This is a genomic window from Microcoleus sp. K4-B3 (assembly GCF_036704615.1).
Lineage (GTDB): Bacteria > Cyanobacteriota > Cyanobacteriia > Cyanobacteriales > Microcoleaceae > Microcoleus.
Genome location: NZ_JAUBSF010000055.1, coordinates 1 through 16872, shown reverse-complemented (window position 1 = coordinate 16872; position 16872 = coordinate 1). Strand labels below are relative to the sequence as shown.

The window sequence follows — 16872 nt, the reverse complement described above, 5'->3', positions numbered from 1 at the left end:
TGTTGGCGGTAACAGGTTAAGTTTGATATCTGTACCGCCTGCTCGCCCTTCTCACTGTACATATCTAAAGCGGAGCAGTTATCCCGATGATACCGCTTACTGCAACCTTAATACATTCAGCCACCAATCATTTAAGGCATAGCAGTAATTGCAGTAATTGTTCGTGCTTATAGCTTGTTCATTCTTAACTTCGCAGCCTCGCCGAGATATTTTTCTGTTCGGCATCCGGGCGCCGCAGAGATTGGCATCTGTGAGATTAGCTTTGTTCAATCTCGCATCCCTCAAGTCGGCCGATCTAAGGTCTGCACCGCTGAGATTTGCACCGCTTAAATCTGCTTCTTGGAGGTCTGCACCGCTGAGATTTGCACCGCTTAAATCGGCATTTCTCAGGTCGGTTCGACTGAGTTTAGCGGCGCTCAAATTACTGCATTTTAAGTTAGCCAACTGAAGGGATGCGTCTCGCAGAAAACTCTCGCTGAGGTTGGCATTTTCTAAGTTTGCTCCCCTGATGTCTGCCCTGCTCATGTCGGCTTTGCTGAGGTCGGCGTCGGCCAAAAAGGCGTTTCTCATGTTGGCGTTGTTTAAATTAGCTTCCATTAAATCAGCCGCAGTCAAGTCGGCATCAACTAAGTCAGCCCTGCTGAGAGTGGCGCGGCTTAAGGAAGCGCCAAACAAATCTGCACGGCTTAAGGAAGCGCCAAATAAGTCGCATCCGGGACATCCTCTTGTTTCTAGCAGCCGCTTGACTAGAGACAGATTTTGAGCTTGCAAGGGAAGTGCGGCGCACAATGGGAGTAGCATTATCGCTGCAGCGAGAATTTTCAGGTTGATTTTGGTCATAGTTTGGGTAAGTCCTGTAACTGCCTTTCATCACCGATTTGTCTGCTGGACTTACGTGCGGGGGATCAAAAACCCGGTTTCCTCGTTAATTCCTCGCTGTCAAACCCAATATTCTGAGCAGAAACTGGGTTGTTTGCGTAAGTCCTAGTCTAGTGGATGGACGTGACTCGACGGTGTAAGGTTCGATCGCGCTCACGCTTGCGGATATTACCTACGCCTTGGGGATGAGAGCGCGCACTTCAAGGCTCCCTTGCAGCTTCCCACGGCCCGAAGCCGGCGCTGAATGCCAGGGATTCTGGAGCTTGCGACGGCTGCAGCAAGTGGCTGACTCCGACATCGGATAAGTATTTGTACTCAGTGCAGTTGGATTGTGCTGCGTAGGGCGATCGTTCTCCGTACAGGCGATCGGTAAATAAGCCAATTGGCTTAGACTTTTAAGACATATTGCTGATGCGTTACCTTCTGTAAAAAAGATAGCATTCTGGTGTGATCCCCGAAATAATACCGAGCCAACAAGTATCAAAAAAATACCACGTGTCTCGGCGGGTGATAAAATTGGGTACAGCTAACACTTTCAGACGAGGAAAATAGATGTCGAACAGCATAGATCAACTTGCAGAAGGCGGCAGGGGGATCACACTCATGTGGCAGATTGCAGACGAGCTAAGTTACACCCGGACTCTCGACGGTCGAAATTGTTTGTCGCTGAGCAAAAGTTACGAAGTAGAAGGTCGCAATCGATCGCAAAATATAAAAAATGCTAGCATTTTAGATGGGTTAATGAATTGCTTAAATACCTGGGATTGGCAGAATGAAATACAGCAGGAACAAGAACTGCATGACAGTTATGTTCAACACATTAGCCTGCAAGTCAACACAGATGTGAATGCTTTAACTCTAGTTTTGGAGTGGTTTGAGCAGTTGAAAGATTTATCGATACCTAATGAGGTTTGGTGGAAGTTTCAGTTAGCTTTGGCTGAAGGTTTCACTAATGCAGTTCGCCACGCTCACAAAAATCTGCCAATTGAAACTCCTGTTCAACTGGAAATTATGGTGTTTAAGGGACGGTTGGAACTCAAAATTTTGGATTGTGGCCCGTATTTTGATTTTGATGCTAAGCTGAAGGAAACTATCGCAGCAGATAGAAAACGCTGCTTGGATTTAGAGGTTTTGAACCATGCTTGCTTAATGCTTAGCAGACCGAAGACTTGGGAACTTTCTCAGTTTATAATTGCTCGATAGCTTTGGAGTGAGAGACAATTAAAAGACTGGCACGGTTGAAAATGTGTTATGCTAAAAACGGTGTTAGGGGACGAGTGACGGGTTTTGTCTCCATGTGCGTGAGGGGTTTTGAATACTTCCGACCTGCGGCAGCTTTGCTTAAAAGCTATGGGCTTGGGTGATTCTCTAGCGGTTCGAGAGCAACCGGTGCCTCTGTCGAATTAAACATTAAAAACTCAAAATTAAAAGTTCAAAATTATTCACACTAATTTGGGATTTTTTAATTTATCATAGTATCTGGTTGCTCACCAATTACTAATGATTTCCAAAGAAACTTTATTTGTTCTCTCTCTATTTCCCTACTTGGGATTTCTCTGGTTTTTGACTCGATCGGGAAAAACACCCCGTTTAGCTCTGATGGGATTTTACGGCACTCTCGTTTTTGTGGCTGTGACTATTCCCGCCGCAATTTACGCAAAAGTTGCCTACAACGAGTCGCTAGCAAATGTCGATTGGCTGCACGGTTCTGCGGAACTATTCTTAACACTTGCCAATATTTTATTAGTTTTAGGCTTTAGAGAAGCGGTGATTAAAGCCAAAGCATCGTCACAAAAGGGCGGCGAGGAGCAAGAGTGTCTTTTAGATGGGGGAGAATAGCCGGGATCATCTCAGTTTTGTATTTACTCTCCGCAGAAATGCTCCAGAATAGCCGCAGTTAACAGTGAACTGTTGACATACCACTTGGTGCTCCCCCAACCTGCAAAATTTTAGGAAAGCATTAGAATAGATGGAAACTCACATCAAGCACTTCTAGTGTCCTCACCTTGGTTTCTTGCCACGGGCTCAACCTGAGAGCCGAGATTTTGGGTTTAGAAAGCGAGTTTCTCAGGTATTATCGAGAATGGTGCTCTGGGCGTGAGTGGAAACAGACTACCATGTTGCTAAGTTTAGCTGTGGTGGGAATCTCCAGGCCGGAAAAAAGATGAGCTATTGCCTCAATCCCCATTGCCAAAAGCCGCAGAATGCTGACTCAAGCAATTTTTGTCTGGCGTGCGGCTCTAAATTGCTACTGAAAGAGCGTTACCGCGCCATTCAACCTATCGGTGAAGGAACATTTGGCAGAACTTTTTTAGCTGTCGATGAAGATAGGTTGAAAACTCGCTGCGCCATCAAACAATTTTTCCCCCAAGTGCAAGAAAAGGCCGAATTAGAAAAGGCAACTGCACTGTTCAAACAAGAAGCTCACCGGTTGCACGAACTCGGAGAACACCCGCAGATTCCAAGTTTGCTGGCTTCTTTTGAACAAGCAAAACGTCTGTATCTTGTGGAAGAGTTAATCGAGGGAAATAATTTGTTTCAGGAGTTGCAGCAGCAGGGAGCTTTTAGCGAGGAACAGATTTGGGAATTGTTGATCAATTTGTTGCCTGTTTTGCAATTTGTTCACGAACAGCAGGTGATTCATCGGGATATTAAGCCGGAAAATATTGTGCGAAGAACTCCCCAAACCTTGTGGGCTGCGGCGGGATATGGCACCTCAACTCCTAGTAAAGAAAAACGAGGGGCAAATTTACCTCAATCTTCTGGTGGTATGAAAGGGATAATTGTCGCTGAATCTCCTGCTGTAGAGGGGAAGGCGAGGGGGGGTCAGTTTGTGCTAGTAGATTTTGGAGTTGCTAAGCACATTACCGGCATTTCTGAAGCGAAAACGGGGACGATAACTGGAACTGCTGGCTATGCGCCGATCGAACAAATTCGCAGCGGCAAAGCGTATCCGGCGAGCGACCTTTACAGTTTGGGCGTTACCTGCATTCACCTGCTAACTGGGGCGGTACTGAATGATTTGTTCGATGCTTTGGAATGCAAATGGATTTGGCGATCGCACTTGGCGCAAAAAGGCATAAAAGTCAGCCAAAAATTAGCAACTATTTTGAATAAATTGCTCAAAGATTCGGTAAAAGATCGATATCAGTCCGCTGGTGAAGTGCTGCAAGACTTGGTAAAATTTGGGCAATATCCCCGCTCTCAAATTTCTTATAATTATCGAACCAAAATAGCTATAAATTCGCCATTAACTAACTCGCAGCCAAATACAGCAACCGCCGTATCGGCCGCGCCTGCCCAAAATGTTCATGTTGCGCCATCCGCTAGCAATCCGAAATTATTGTCTAATAACTGGCGGCGCGCGCGCATTCTCCACGGTCATTCAGACTCGGTTAATGCTGTTGTTATTAATCCTCAAGGCAATATTCTCGCTAGCGCCAGCGACGATAAAACAATTAAGCTGTGGGACCTGCAAACAGGTGAATTCATCCATACTTTTTTCGGCCATTCCGCCAGGGTTGATGCTGTGGCAATCAGCCCAGATGGGAGAATGATGGTTAGCGGCAGTTTTGACAGAAAAGTCATTGAGTGGAAGCTGGATAAAAAGGCGATGATTCGCGAATTTTACAGCGATTTTGGTTCGCCCTACAGTCACCGCTACGGCTCCGTGTACTCGGTGGCTTTTAGTTGCGACTCGGGAGCGATTGCGAGTGCTAGCGGCGACCAGAGTATTAAATTGTGGAACCAGCGCAACGGAGCATTGGTTCAAAAACTTTCGGGACATTCTGACAAGGTTTTATCTGTTAGTTTTCGCCCTCAAAGTATGATGCTTGCCAGCGGCAGTGCTGACAAAACTATCAAGATGTGGTTTGTAGGTATTGGGGAGAGTGTACGGACTTTTGTCGGTCATTCAGATTGGGTTTATGCGATCGCATTTAGTCAAGATGGAAAGATGATTGTCAGTGGAAGTGCCGACGCTACTGTTAAATTGTGGAATGCCGATACAGGGGAATTGATTAATACTTTGAGGGGGCATTCTGAGGCGGTGATTTCGGTGGCGATTAGTCCCGATCGCGAAACGATGGCTAGCGGCAGTCGAGACGGTACGGTGAAACTCTGGAATCTGGAAACAGGAGAATGTTTGTGCAGTCTGGCTGGGTGCAATCCGGTGGCTTTTAGTCCTGACGGTCAAACTTTAGTCACCGGTGGCGATGGCGGCGAAGTGTTAGTTTGGCGGGCGTCTGTTTAATTGGGCGAGATAATTGAGATACTTGTGAAGGCGATCGGCGTCAGTGTCAAGTAAACGACTGGCCCAAGAATGTACATTAAGTTGCGATCGCATTTCTCGAAACACCGCAGCATCCCCGGCATTGTCTAGAGGAAAAACCCAAGCATCAAATTTAGCGGACTTGAGACGGCTAACAGTTCCCTCGCCATCTTGCACCCACAATTGACGGTTAATGCGAAAGGGTTGACAGGAATATTCACCGACAACAATTCCCCCCACAGAAACGCTAGCATCTTCTCCCCGATAGGAAAGTTCTTCCAAAAGGGCTTTGAGGTCATTGAGTTTTTCCCCGTCTTGTACTTGCTGCAGTGTAAGCTTGACAATGACCATTTCTAAAACTTCCACAGGTTTTGTCGATCGTACAATGTTGACTGGTTTCGCCGGCCAAGGGTTGTTTATTTCCGGTTCCGCCCTCTCGATTTCCTCTGCAACCTGTACTGTTTCAACCGGCTTTGCAGTGTCTACAATTATCTGAATTTCCTCCCCATCTTTCTCGATTTTTCCACTAATCTGTAAGATAGCATTCTCTACAATGTAAGGTTTCACTTGTTCGTAAGCCTTGGGGAACACAACAGCTTTTATTTGATGTGTCAAATCTTCTAATTGCAAAATTGCCATTGCATCGCCTTTTTTTGTCACTACAAGTTTGATAGCGCTGAGCATGACAATAACTGATACTTTTCCCTTTTTATCGGCTAACTGTTCGAGAGTCACCACATCGGGGTCTGGGTTTACTTGCATGAGAAACTTTAGGGGATGTTCTGATACATAAAAGCCCAGTAATTCTTTTTCTAAACGCAATTTATCCTGTTTGTCCAAATCTTTTACAGGCTTTGATTTGGGAGCAGAGTCATACGTACTTGCCGACTTTCCGAAGCTCGTACCCAACAAATCAAATAGATTGCCTTGGCCACTTTCTCGATCTCTTTTGCGGTCTTGCGCCCATTTAATGACCCCTTCCAGGTCGTTTATTAATTGATTGCGGTTGTTGTCAATTTTATCAAAAGCACCGCATTGAATTAATGCTTCTAAAGCGCGGCGGTTGACAGAATGGAGATTTACACGATCGCACAAATCCGGCAGCGATTTAAACTTACCCCCTTCCTGCCGCGCCGCCAAAATATTTTCAATTGCCGCTTCTCCCACATTTTTAACCGCCGAAACCCCAAACAAAATTTTATCTTTTGCAGAGCCCGTCATCTGTTTGGGCAGCGGTGTAAAAGTAAGTTCAGAGCTATTAACATCCGGCGGTTCAACCTCAATACCCAGCTTGAGACAATTGGCGATATATTTCTGTACTTTATCCTGATCGCCCCTGTTAGCAGTCAGCAGTGCAGCCATGTATTCTAGAGGATAATTCGCCTTTAAATAGGCAGTTTGATAAGTGATATAGGCATAGGCCATTGAATGGGATTTATTAAAGCAGTTAGATGCCACCAAACTATTTTCTAGGATAAAGTTATGTTCTCGTTCAACGCCTATGTCATAGACTTCTTGAGTTCCTAGTGATTTTCGACTAATAATTTTAACCATGTTTGTAACTCCTTAGAATATCCTCAATTTTAGTCTTTTTTCGTTGCAATCCCAAGCGGGGATACTGATACACAAAATCATAGAATGCTTGTATATTTTTTCGACTAAAGATTCTCCAATAATAAACTTTTTTTAATTGATGCTCTTGTACAGAACCCATACCTAGGCGCCTTGCTAGTCCGCAGGCAAATTCAAAGGAACCCACAATGCAGACTAAACCGCCACTTCTACCTTTGTTTGCATAAGCACAACCGTCACCGTCAAAATAGCCTAACACATAAGACCCTAAATATTTTAAGTTAGGGAAATAGGTAACTTCCGAAAAAGTTCTTCCTGTTATGATGCCGTAGCCCTGTAAAGAGCTTGCCAGTTGTTCAGAAGAAAAATTTATTCGGTAGTGAGGAGCATAATTTTGAGGCTGAATAACTCTAATTTCACCAGAGTATTGTAGCTCTATGCTGAGCATTTCTGTAAGTTCTTTGTCAATAGATTCAAAAGCTACATAATTAGTTTGAGTAACGCAGCCATCAGCAGCTATCAATCCTAATAAATAAGCTTTAGCTTGAGAGTCAATTACATCAAAATAGCTCTCATTTAAAGTATAGCGGTTTCGCCGCTTAGTATTAATTTCCGCTTCTTTTAAAACCCTTGAAACTGCTCTTTCGCTCACACCAAGGTAGTTAGGAATGTCTCGACACTCCATGCCCTGATTAAAAGCAGAAATGATTTGTTCCTTGTGTTCCGATTTTAGCTGCCTATAGTCGAGATACATTTTATATATCTGAGCTAGAGTTGATTTGTTTTAAGTCTAATCCTTGTTCAAAGATTTCGTCAATGGGCAGCATTTGACCGCCAACAGTCATAAACTTGTGATCTTTTGTGGCGCGAATTATCGAGCCATCTTCCAGGCAATACTCAAAGACCTCCTGCTGCCCCCGGCGATGCCACTGTGCAATTGACTGTGTATAAATATAACCGTTGCTATCAACACTATAAACAGTACATTCAATTTTTTCCTCAACAATTTTGCCAATAGCCATCGCCCCATATTCCACTGTCAATATCTTCGTGTCATAGCTCAAGCAATATTCCGCGAATTGCAGCATCTGCGCGAACAGTTTCTCAGCAATTCTTTGACTGACTCCATTCTTAGTTGCGCCGTCGATAAATGTTTCCTTTTGCTTCTGCATTTCATCAGCTTTCTTCTTGCCCATTGCGCGCCGCAGCAAGTCAGCTTGACCCAAAGAATAGCCCGCCAAATCTTGAGCCATCCGCATAATTTGCTCTTGAAAGCAAAGCGTTCCGTAAGTCTCTTTTAAAATCGGTTCTAATAGCGGATGATCGTACTCAACTGTTTTACCGTGCTTGCAGTCAATAAACTGAGGAATCAAACCTGCATCCAGCGGGCCGGGTCGGTAAAGTGCCAAAATAGAAGAAATATCATCCAGACAGGAAGGTTTGAGTTTTTTGACTACATCCAGCATTCCCGATGATTCTAACTGAAAAATACCTTCTAAATCTCCTCTTTCTAAAAGTCTATATGTTTTATCTACATCATCGGGTAACTTTTTGATTCTGCCAAAAGTCTCTTGAGCTCTGCGCTCTATATCAGAAGGTAGCATTTCTGGATCGACAATTAGATTTTGGGTTTGCTTAATATAATCAACAGTTTTCTGGAGCGTTGTTAAATTTTTCAATCCTAGAAAATCCATTTTCAGAAGACCTAGTGCTTCCAAATCTTCCATATAATACTGCGTAATCACAGCACCTTCGTTATTTTTTTGTAGCGGTACAATTTCATCGAGCGGGTCTGAAGAAATCACTACGCCGGCCGCATGAACGCCAAAGGTTTTGTTTGTCCCTTCAATCCGAATTGCCATGTCAATCCACTGACGAACAGGGACTTTTGTCCCGGTTTCTTCATTGATGCAAATTGTATTTTCGTAGTTGTCTTTAAATTCCTGTGCAGGTGTTGCATCAGAAATCATCACTTTTAGTTTTTCCGGTTTTCCCCGCGACACGGGAATTAATTTTGCCATTTCGTCTGCTTTTTTGTAGGGAATGCCTAACACTCTGGCAACATCTTTCAAGACAGCTTTTGAGGTCATTCTGTTGAAAGTAATAATTTGCGCTACGCGCTCTTCGCCATACTTTTCAGTAACGTATTTAATCATGTCGTCCCGTCTTTCTATGCAGAAATCGCTATCGATATCTGGCATGGATTTGCGTTCTGGATTGAGAAATCTCTCGAATAGCAGTCCGTGATGTACGGGGTCAATATTGGTAATTTTTAAGACGTAAGCAACTAGGGAACCTGCGGCTGAACCGCGTCCTGGGCCTACGGGAATTTGGTTGTCCCTCGCATATTTCATGTAGTCCCAAACTACTAGAAAGTAGGTGGAAAAACCCATCTGCTGAATCATTTTTAGTTCGTATTCCAGCCGTTCTTTGTAGACGGCGGTAATTTCATTGCGACTTCTAGCTTTGAGGCGTTCTAATAGTCCTTTCCATGATATTTCTTCGACAAAAGTGTCTGCTGTGTGTTCTGGGGGGATTGGATAGTTGGGAATGCGCGATTCCCCCATGATGTCGTAAGATTTTACTTTATTTGCGACTTCTAAAGTGGTGTCGATCGCATCTTTGATTGTTTCATCATCCAAATGGTCTCGAAACAGTTGGGCCATCTCGTCTGCGGACTTCAAATACTCAGTACCGCTGTAGCGCATCCGCTTGTCTTCTTCAATCAGTTTGTTGGTGTTAATGCACAGTAAAGCATCGTGTGCTTCTACGTCGTTGCAGGAAATATAGTGAGAATCATTGGTGGCAATTATTTTAATGTTGAGTTCGCGGGCAATTTTGACGATTTCAACATTAACAATCCGGTCTTCCGGGGAACCGTGGTCTTGAATTTCTATATAATAATCTTCCCCAAATACTTCTTTATACCATTTGGCAACTTCGCGGGCAGTATCTAGCTTGTTTTGCAGAATCATTTGGGGAACTTCGCCGCCCAAACAAGCACTGGTGACAATTAAGCCTTCGGAGTATTGTTTTAGCAGTTCCTTGTTGATGCAAGGTCGGGCAAAAATACCTCTTTCAGGCATTCCCTTTAAATGGGAAATTGTGGTTAGTTTGACGAGGTTTTTATAACCTTGGGTATTTTTAGCTAAAACAACTTGATGGTATTTTCTTCTACCTCGAACTTTTACTTCAATGTCGCCGTTGACGACATACATTTCATTGCCAATAATCGGCTTAATATTTTTATTTCGGCAAACTTTGATTAGCTCGATCGCCCCGTACATCACTCCGTGGTCTGTAAGGGCGATCGCGGGCATCCCCAATTCCACCGCCCGTTCTGCGAGCTGCTGTAGCTGAGACGCCCCGTCCAGCAGGCTATAATCGCTGTGAATGTGCAAACCAACGAAGGACATAGCGATTTTGGATTTTAGATTTTAGATTTTAGATTGTACACCATCCGGATAGAGAAAGATCAAATAAAAAAATTTGGGACTCAATCGTTGTTCTCTCGTAGGGTGGGTATCGATTGCATTACTAAATATCGATCTAACTTTTACAAACTTGCTTGTTGCAAATAACGCTCCAAGTCTTTAACCCGTTCTTGTGTCACCCTAGCTCTGCAATAACCGTAGGTAGAAGCAGCCAAAGTTCCACCTTCAAACTGCCCCATTTCATAATTGCAAGATTCATCTCTAAACTTGAGCCAACTACGCTGTGCTACTATCAATCTTTGCTTTTGTTTGCTGTTGAGTTTCGGCTGAAGTTGCTGATATACTTGATTGAGTTTTCTGTCTGCTGCCTGAAACTCTTGACTGGAACACGCATTCTGATCCTGTGTAGTTTGAGGACTTTTGCAGTTAGGCTGTTGGGCAAGTTGCAAGGAAGTGTTGCTGGCTTTGCTGGGAAGCAAAAATCCGGCTGTCAACAACAGCGAACTCGCGGCTAATTTGACCCAAATAGTGATTTTTTTCAAAATATTTACCTCTTTTTCAATCTTTAATTTTTTCTGGTTGAGCCGATCGCCAAATCCACCAAGCCGCCGCCCATAGAGTAAAATTGCCAATGAGAGTCATCGCCGCTTGAAGGGTAACGATCCATTCTAGGGCGGGAGAGTTGTCAAAATAGTGCCATGTACAGGCACACATAGCGCTGACAAGAGCGGGCAGCATTCCGGCGGAAAGGGCCCACCAAGCTCGGTTTTGAGTGACTTCGCCGTAAGTCCAAATTAACCAGATGGCGGCAATCCACTCGACGACGCTAGAGATGTGAATAATCCAGGTGGGAATTGACAAAGCGTGCATTTTTTGTATCGTGAACGAAGATGAAAGATTTATCGATCGGGACTTACGCAACTGTCATATAAAGTATGATGAGTCAGTCGATTTTAGATTTTAGATTTTAGATTTTAGATTTACTCCACAGATGAATCTTGGAGCTTGAGCTTTGGTCTAAAATTTTAGGAGCATCCACGACTTAAGTCGGGGCTTGTACCTGTTTTTGGGCTGGTCATACAACAATTTTAGATTAGCGATTTGAGATTTTATTAGATTGGCGATTTGAGCTGACTGATGACATAAAGCCTTGAAGTTTGCTGACAGTAACATTTTTTTGGGTATTAGTATTATCAAATTTCAAATCTCAAAAAAATCTAAAATCCAAAATCTAAAATCTAAAATAGTTACATTCCCCATCACAAACAAACAAAAGAGTAGAAATGCGAGCAATTTTGTGCGGCTATTACGGTAAAGGCAACGGCGGCGACGAGGCGCTGTTGGCATCGCTACTGCAAATGTTACCAGATGGCGTGACGCCGATCGTCCTGTCTGGCAATCCTGTCGAGACAAATCAGCGGTACGGGGTAGCTGCGCGCGATCGCATGAATGCGTTTCAAGTTCTCGAAGCACTCCGCACCTCCGACGCCCTAATCTGGGGCGGCGGCAGTTTAATCCAAGACGCTACTAGCATAGCGAGCCCTTTCTATTATGGGGGTTTGATGGGAATAGCGCAGCGGATGGGGTTAAAAACTGTTGCTTGGGCCCAGGGAATTGGGCCTTTGAAGCGCGAAATCACTCGCAAGTTATCTCAGCGCTGTTTTGCTGGATGCACCGCCGTCAGCGTGCGGGATAAAGGTTCAGCTACTTTACTTGCAGATTGGCAAATTCCCTTTACTTTAGCGCCCGATCCCGTGTGGGCTTTGGAGAATTCTCCCGTGTCGGGTTTGTGGGATTTACCTGCGCCCAGAGTTGCTGTTTGTTTGCGTTCTCATTCTACACTAACTCCCGCGCGTTTGTCAATCTTAACTCAAGCTTTAGTTGACTTTCAAAAAGCAACTCGCACCTTAATTTTGCTGCTGCCTTTTCAAGCGTCTCACGACTTAGAAATTGCCCAACATTTGCACGAAGCGCTGCCGAAAAGGAGCCGCATCCTCAGTTTAGACGATCCGAGAAAATTGAAAGGAGTCTTCCGGGGAGTCGAAATGGCGATCGGGATGCGCTACCACAGTTTAATTATGGCCGCATCCGAAGAATGCCGCTGTTTTGCTCTCAGCTACGATCCCAAAGTCAGCCAGTTAATGGAAGAGCTAGAAATGCCGGGATACTTATTATCAGAATTGCCAGACGATCCTTATTTAATCAGCAAAACCTGGATCGAACACTATGCTAACGGCGACGCCTTATCGCCAGACAGGATAAAATTTATAGTAGAGCGATCGCTCTTTCATCGCGAAGTATTGCGAGCCGCGCTCCAGCAGTCTCCGTAAGAGGTAAAATACCGTGACAGCCAGTACAGCAGACTTAAAAATTACCTGGGAAAAATTGCCAGACGACTTCATTTTAGACGAGGAACCTGTGGAAAATATCGACCAGCCCTTGCTCGCTGCTGCCTTGCGCGAAATCCTAGAAATCGCAGGGCTAATAGTAGCAGGAATATTAGTTGCCCCAAACATGGGAATTTGCGCGACAGTAGACAGCAAGCTAGTTATCAAAGCTCCAGATTGGTTTTATGCCCGCAACGTCCAGCCGCTTTCTAGTCAAGAAATTCGCCGCAGTTACACTCCCAACTTAGAAGGGGAAGTCCCGGCGATCGTCATGGAATTTTTATCAGCTAGTCCCAACGATGAATATTCTAGTAAACAAACTTATCCGCCGGGAAAATGGTTTTTTTACGAACAAGTATTGCGAGTTCCAATCTATGCACTTTTTGAACCCGCCGCTGGAGTGTTAGAAGTATACCAGTTGGGTTCATCAGGAAATTATGAAGTACAACCACCAGATTTAAACGGCCGTTATTGGATTGCAGGAGTTGGGTTATTTCTGGGGGTTTGGCAGGGAACAAAAGCCGAAAGAACGGGATATTGGTTGCGCTGGTGGGATGAGAGCGGACAGATGTTATTGTGGGGAGCAGAAATGGTAGAAAGGGAAAGGCAGCAAAGGGCGATCGCTCAACAGCAAGCCGAACATGAACGAGAACGGGCAGAACATGAACGAGAACGATCGGAAAGATTGACCGCACAATTAAGGGCGGCAGGCATTGAACCAGAAGCCTAAAAGAATAAGAGGTAAAATACCGTGACAGCCACTACAGCCGACTTGAAAATTACCTGGGAAAAATTGCCAGACGACTTCATTTTAGACGAGGAACCTGTGGAAAATATCGACCAACCCTTGCTAGCCGCCGCCTTGCGAGAAATCTTAGAAATCGCGAGGCTAATAGTAGCAGGAATATTAGTTGCCCCAAACATGGGAATTTGCGCTACATTAAACGGCAAGCTAGTTATCAAAGCTCCCGATTGGTTTTATGCCCGCAACGTCCAGCCACTTTCTAGTCAAGAAATTCGCCGCAGTTACACTCCCAACTTAGAAGGGGAAGTCCCGGCGATTGTCATGGAATTTTTGTCAGCTAGTCCCAACGATGAATATTCTAGTAAACAAACTTATCCCCCCGGTAAATGGTTTTTTTACGAACAAGTATTGCGAGTTCCAATCTATGCACTTTTTGAGCCTGCGGCAGGATTGCTAGAAATCTACCAGTTGGGTTCATCAGGAAAGTATGAAGTACAACCACCAGATTTAAACGGCCGTTATTGGATTGCAGGAGTTGGGTTATTTCTGGGGGTTTGGCAGGGAACAAAAGCCGAAAGAACGGGATATTGGTTGCGGTGGTGGGATGAGAGCGGAGAGATGTTATTGTGGGGAGCAGAGATGGTAGAAAGGGAAAGGCAGGAAAAAGCAACTGTTCAACAGCGGGCCGATCGACTAGCCGCGCAATTAAGGGCTGCAGGCATTGAACCAGAAGTCTAATGCAATAATGAGCCATTTAAAATTGTCCCTCTGAAATTTTTAATGGCTCATTAACTAAAAAGTATTGAACAACATCGCAAAAATCAATATTTATCTGCGTAAATCCACGTTCATCTGCCTTCATCAGCGGTTCAAAATTACATTCAGGAGACAGCAAAATTGGCAAGAGTAAGAGTGCGGGAACACGTCAATCCCTTATCAATTAGATATCAAGCATCTGCAAGTCCCCCGGATTGGGCTAAAATCTATGCCGACTTAAATTTACCGCTGCATTTAGATATCGGCTGTGGCAGAGGACGGTTTTTGTGGCACATGGCGCAAGTACAAACTGACTGGAATTTTCTCGGATTAGAAATTCGGGAACCTCTGGTAGAGGAGGCGAATCTTTGGCGGGACGAAAAAGGCTTGACAAATTTGCACTATTTGTTTTGCAATGCGAATAGTTCTCTGAAGCCCATTTTAGAAACTTTTCCCGCTGGCAGTTTGCAGCGAGTTAGCATTCAATTTCCCGATCCGTGGTTCAAGAAAAAGCACCACAAACGGCGCGTGGTGCAGCAGGAATTAGTTAATGAATTGGCAATTTATCTGGGAATTGGTGGCGAAGTTTTTATTCAGTCAGATATTGAAGAAGTAGAAAGAGAAATGTGCGATCGCTTTTCATCTCACCCCAGTTTTAAACGTCAAAACGGCGACAACTGGTTAGCCGAAAATCCCCTACCTGTTGCTACTGAAAGAGAAATTGCTACTCTGAAACGGGGCGAACCAGTTTATCGAGCACTCTATCAAAAATAATGCTCGCTTTTGCAAACTCACCTTTGTCATAAATGTTATAACTTACATCTTGCACCTTTGTTAGGAACAGGCATCTTGCCTGTTCCACAAAACTTAATTTTCTTGTGGAACGGGCATCTTGCCCGTTAATAAAAGAATTATTTTTAACTTAAACCCAAGACGCCAGCCACATCCTCATTTTCCATTCCATTTGCGACAAAGGCAGTCCCAAATAGATAGGCATCCAGAAAATAAAAGCACCCAAAACCAGAAAAATAATTGTTACCCCCATCCCTCGGAGTCGAGTTTGAGGGCTGTGCAGCCACCTGTCAACCCACCAAGCAAGTGCTAAGGCTGCAAACACAGAACAGCCCATATAATGGTACAAAAATATGCAGCGAGTCACCTTCACCCAAGGCAGCAAATTAGCGGCCCAATTAACTATTAAATATAACGCCAGCCACATTTGGGCAGTCGGCGGAAACAAAATTGGCCGCTGCTGTTCTATCGTGTCAACAGAAGCCTCGCTGCGCGTTTGCAGCCACACCAAAATCCGGTGAACTAAAACTCCTATTACTAGCAGTAAAGCTAAGGTTGACAGCCACCAAAGCAATGGATTTCCCATTGCGTGAACGTCAAAAATTGCCTGAGTTGCACCTTCAGGTAAAGGTGGCAAAACCGGATCTGGTTGGGCATTGCTGCTAGCAGTTTTGTAGAAGTAAACTATGGGGCGCAGCATCAAAGGCCAACTGTACCACGTGGAACAGTAAGGATGTACATCTGGGCCGCTTTTAATCCGCTGGTGATAAGTCAAAATTTCCGTTTGCATCTGCCAGAAATTGGGAGTTGGATTAAAGTGCAGGTGAGGAATCCAAGAGATGCTGTAAACTAGAATAGGAATAATAGCTAGACTTAAGCAGAGTTCTATAAAATTGAGTTTAGTCAGTTTTTGTACGGGACTTTCGGCAGGAATTAGAGGTGAATCTACCTCGCGGCTTTGTTCTTCATTTCCTCTGTTACCCTGGATAAAACGAACTGCCCAAGCACAGATTAAAATTAGATAAGTACCGAAAAGAAACCATAATCCGTTCCATTTGATAGCCGCAGATGCGCCGAATCCAGTACCGGCGAGCACCAGCAAAAGCCAGCGCTTTTTGCCTTCTGCTTCTACGGATTTTAAAATAAATAACTGACCTAAAATTCCAAACAAAACTAGATAAATGTTGTTCAGCGCGTAACGAGACTCAACTAAAAACAAACCGTCGCAGGCGATAAACAAAGCAGCAAGAAAAGCAAAGGTGCGGCGCCGAACTAGCTGATAAGCCAGGCCTCCCACAACTAGGGGAATAAAGGAACCTGTAAGAGCATTCAGCCAGCGGTAATCCCAAGGAGAAAGCAGGGAGCCAGCCATACTGTTGACGGCTGTTTTGCCGAAGGGAAGGTGAGTGCCGATCCAAATGCCGATCGCAATTATGTATTGGCTCAGAGGCGGGTGAGCGTTGAAAAAAGGAGTTTTTGTGAGATAATCGTTGGCAAATTTAGCGTAATAAACCTCGTCAAATACTAAAGTGTTAAATCGTTCTAGTTCCCAAAATCGCAGAGTTAAGGAAAAGAGGAACACACCGAGCATTCCCAGGGCAAAAACAAAAATAGATTTGTGGGATTGTTTTTTGTTGGGGTTCATAAAACATCAAAAAATAGTAGATGCTAGGTTTGGGAGCGTTAATTTAAAAATACTGAGTTGAGAATAGCGTAAAAATTACAATTATGACTTTTAACCTTCGCGGAGGCAAATCCGAGGCGGTCGATCGCCCTTGCAGGATGTGGCACTACGTGCAGCGGCGGGTGCGATCGCACAATATGCCCCCGATGTAATCGGCACGCAGGAAGGGAAAGCGCACCTGATAAGCTGCGATCGACTATGATACCGGTTAACCAGGTCTTGTTTGAGCAGGTATTTATGAATCTCACGCTTTGGGTTTGGGGGCGTTACGGACTCGCTGTAATACCAAATTCCTAAAGTTCTGCTACAGATATAGCCTCTAAAATAAATTCCCATCCCGTCAAAGAAGCAAT

Annotated in this window: 15 protein-coding genes; 7 read left to right on the top strand and 8 right to left on the bottom strand. The window is 44.4% G+C overall.

Going from position 1 to position 16872, the window contains the following annotated elements:
* Nucleotides 1–96: 96 nt before the first annotated feature.
* Complete coding sequence (locus QUA78_RS21180; RefSeq protein WP_333399006.1) at nt 97–801, bottom strand: pentapeptide repeat-containing protein; 705 nt, start codon at nt 799–801, stop codon at nt 97–99.
* Nucleotides 802–1431: 630 nt separating this feature from the next.
* Here QUA78_RS21180 and QUA78_RS21175 point away from each other — a divergent pair.
* The 3 genes from QUA78_RS21175 (at nt 1432) to QUA78_RS21165 (ending at nt 5131) form a co-directional block, all read left to right on the top strand.
* Complete coding sequence (locus QUA78_RS21175; protein ID WP_333302209.1) at nt 1432–2082, top strand: ATP-binding protein; 651 nt, start codon at nt 1432–1434, stop codon at nt 2080–2082.
* A 297-nt stretch (nt 2083–2379) separates the two neighbouring features.
* A complete protein-coding gene (locus tag QUA78_RS21170; RefSeq protein ID WP_333073253.1) occupies nt 2380–2718 on the top strand; it encodes a DUF3593 domain-containing protein in 339 nt (112 codons plus the stop codon).
* Nucleotides 2719–3043: 325 nt separating this feature from the next.
* On the top strand, nt 3044–5131 hold the full coding sequence (locus QUA78_RS21165; RefSeq protein ID WP_333302210.1) for a serine/threonine-protein kinase: 2088 nt from the start codon (nt 3044–3046) through the stop codon (nt 5129–5131).
* Here QUA78_RS21165 and QUA78_RS21160 read toward each other — a convergent pair.
* The 5 genes from QUA78_RS21160 to QUA78_RS21140 all read right to left on the bottom strand — a co-directional run bounded on the left by QUA78_RS21160 (nt 5108) and on the right by QUA78_RS21140 (nt 11025).
* Nucleotides 5108–6703, bottom strand: coding sequence for a helix-hairpin-helix domain-containing protein (locus QUA78_RS21160; RefSeq protein WP_333302211.1), 1596 nt, complete (start codon nt 6701–6703; stop codon nt 5108–5110). The genes QUA78_RS21165 and QUA78_RS21160 overlap by 24 nt on opposite strands.
* A complete protein-coding gene (locus QUA78_RS21155; RefSeq protein ID WP_333399005.1) occupies nt 6696–7475 on the bottom strand; it encodes an LAGLIDADG family homing endonuclease in 780 nt (259 codons plus the stop codon). The genes QUA78_RS21160 and QUA78_RS21155 overlap by 8 nt, the downstream gene beginning before the upstream one ends.
* Before the next feature lies 1 nt (nt 7476).
* Complete coding sequence (locus QUA78_RS21150) at nt 7477–10137, bottom strand: DNA polymerase III subunit alpha (RefSeq protein ID WP_333399004.1); 2661 nt, start codon at nt 10135–10137, stop codon at nt 7477–7479.
* 140 nt (nt 10138–10277) lie between these two features.
* Nucleotides 10278–10697: a lysozyme inhibitor LprI family protein gene (locus QUA78_RS21145; RefSeq protein WP_333399003.1), complete on the bottom strand. Its 420-nt coding sequence runs from the start codon at nt 10695–10697 to the stop codon at nt 10278–10280.
* Nucleotides 10698–10713: 16 nt separating this feature from the next.
* Entirely contained in the window at nt 10714–11025 is a 312-nt protein-coding gene (locus QUA78_RS21140) for a DUF2499 domain-containing protein (RefSeq protein WP_333307520.1), read from the bottom strand.
* A 413-nt stretch (nt 11026–11438) separates the two neighbouring features.
* Between QUA78_RS21140 and csaB the strand changes: the two genes are divergently transcribed.
* The 4 genes from csaB (at nt 11439) to trmB (ending at nt 14817) form a co-directional block, all read left to right on the top strand.
* On the top strand, nt 11439–12485 hold the full coding sequence (csaB, locus tag QUA78_RS21135) for a polysaccharide pyruvyl transferase CsaB (protein ID WP_333399002.1): 1047 nt from the start codon (nt 11439–11441) through the stop codon (nt 12483–12485).
* Nucleotides 12486–12498: 13 nt separating this feature from the next.
* Complete coding sequence (locus QUA78_RS21130) at nt 12499–13272, top strand: Uma2 family endonuclease (RefSeq protein ID WP_333399001.1); 774 nt, start codon at nt 12499–12501, stop codon at nt 13270–13272.
* A gap of 21 nt (nt 13273–13293) precedes the next feature.
* Nucleotides 13294–14025 (top strand): Uma2 family endonuclease, encoded by a 732-nt coding sequence (locus QUA78_RS21125; RefSeq protein ID WP_333306969.1) that lies wholly within the window; start codon nt 13294–13296, stop codon nt 14023–14025.
* 159 nt (nt 14026–14184) lie between these two features.
* On the top strand, nt 14185–14817 hold the full coding sequence (trmB, locus tag QUA78_RS21120) for a tRNA (guanosine(46)-N7)-methyltransferase TrmB (RefSeq protein WP_333306967.1): 633 nt from the start codon (nt 14185–14187) through the stop codon (nt 14815–14817).
* Nucleotides 14818–14965: 148 nt separating this feature from the next.
* On the opposite strand, the gene QUA78_RS21115 is transcribed toward trmB, so the two are convergent.
* Complete coding sequence (locus QUA78_RS21115; RefSeq protein WP_333306965.1) at nt 14966–16480, bottom strand: phospholipid carrier-dependent glycosyltransferase; 1515 nt, start codon at nt 16478–16480, stop codon at nt 14966–14968.
* A 90-nt stretch (nt 16481–16570) separates the two neighbouring features.
* A partial coding sequence (locus QUA78_RS21110) for a hypothetical protein (RefSeq protein ID WP_333306963.1) occupies nt 16571–16872 on the bottom strand: 302 nt, incomplete at its 5' end.

Excerpts from the sequence above, each read along its gene's own strand:
- QUA78_RS21180 (WP_333399006.1), bottom strand. The coding sequence starts at position 801 with ATGCTACTCCCATTGTGCGCCGCACTTCCCTTGCAAGCTCAAAATCTG.
- QUA78_RS21175 (WP_333302209.1), top strand. The coding sequence starts at position 1,432 with ATGTCGAACAGCATAGATCAACTTGCAGAAGGCGGCAGGGGGATCACA.
- QUA78_RS21170 (WP_333073253.1), top strand. The coding sequence starts at position 2,380 with ATGATTTCCAAAGAAACTTTATTTGTTCTCTCTCTATTTCCCTACTTG.
- QUA78_RS21165 (WP_333302210.1), top strand. The coding sequence starts at position 3,044 with ATGAGCTATTGCCTCAATCCCCATTGCCAAAAGCCGCAGAATGCTGAC.
- QUA78_RS21160 (WP_333302211.1), bottom strand. The coding sequence starts at position 6,703 with ATGGTTAAAATTATTAGTCGAAAATCACTAGGAACTCAAGAAGTCTAT.
- QUA78_RS21155 (WP_333399005.1), bottom strand. The coding sequence starts at position 7,475 with ATGTATCTCGACTATAGGCAGCTAAAATCGGAACACAAGGAACAAATC.
- QUA78_RS21150 (WP_333399004.1), bottom strand. The coding sequence starts at position 10,137 with ATGTCCTTCGTTGGTTTGCACATTCACAGCGATTATAGCCTGCTGGAC.
- QUA78_RS21140 (WP_333307520.1), bottom strand. The coding sequence starts at position 11,025 with ATGCACGCTTTGTCAATTCCCACCTGGATTATTCACATCTCTAGCGTC.
- csaB (WP_333399002.1), top strand. The coding sequence starts at position 11,439 with ATGCGAGCAATTTTGTGCGGCTATTACGGTAAAGGCAACGGCGGCGAC.
- QUA78_RS21115 (WP_333306965.1), bottom strand. The coding sequence starts at position 16,480 with ATGAACCCCAACAAAAAACAATCCCACAAATCTATTTTTGTTTTTGCC.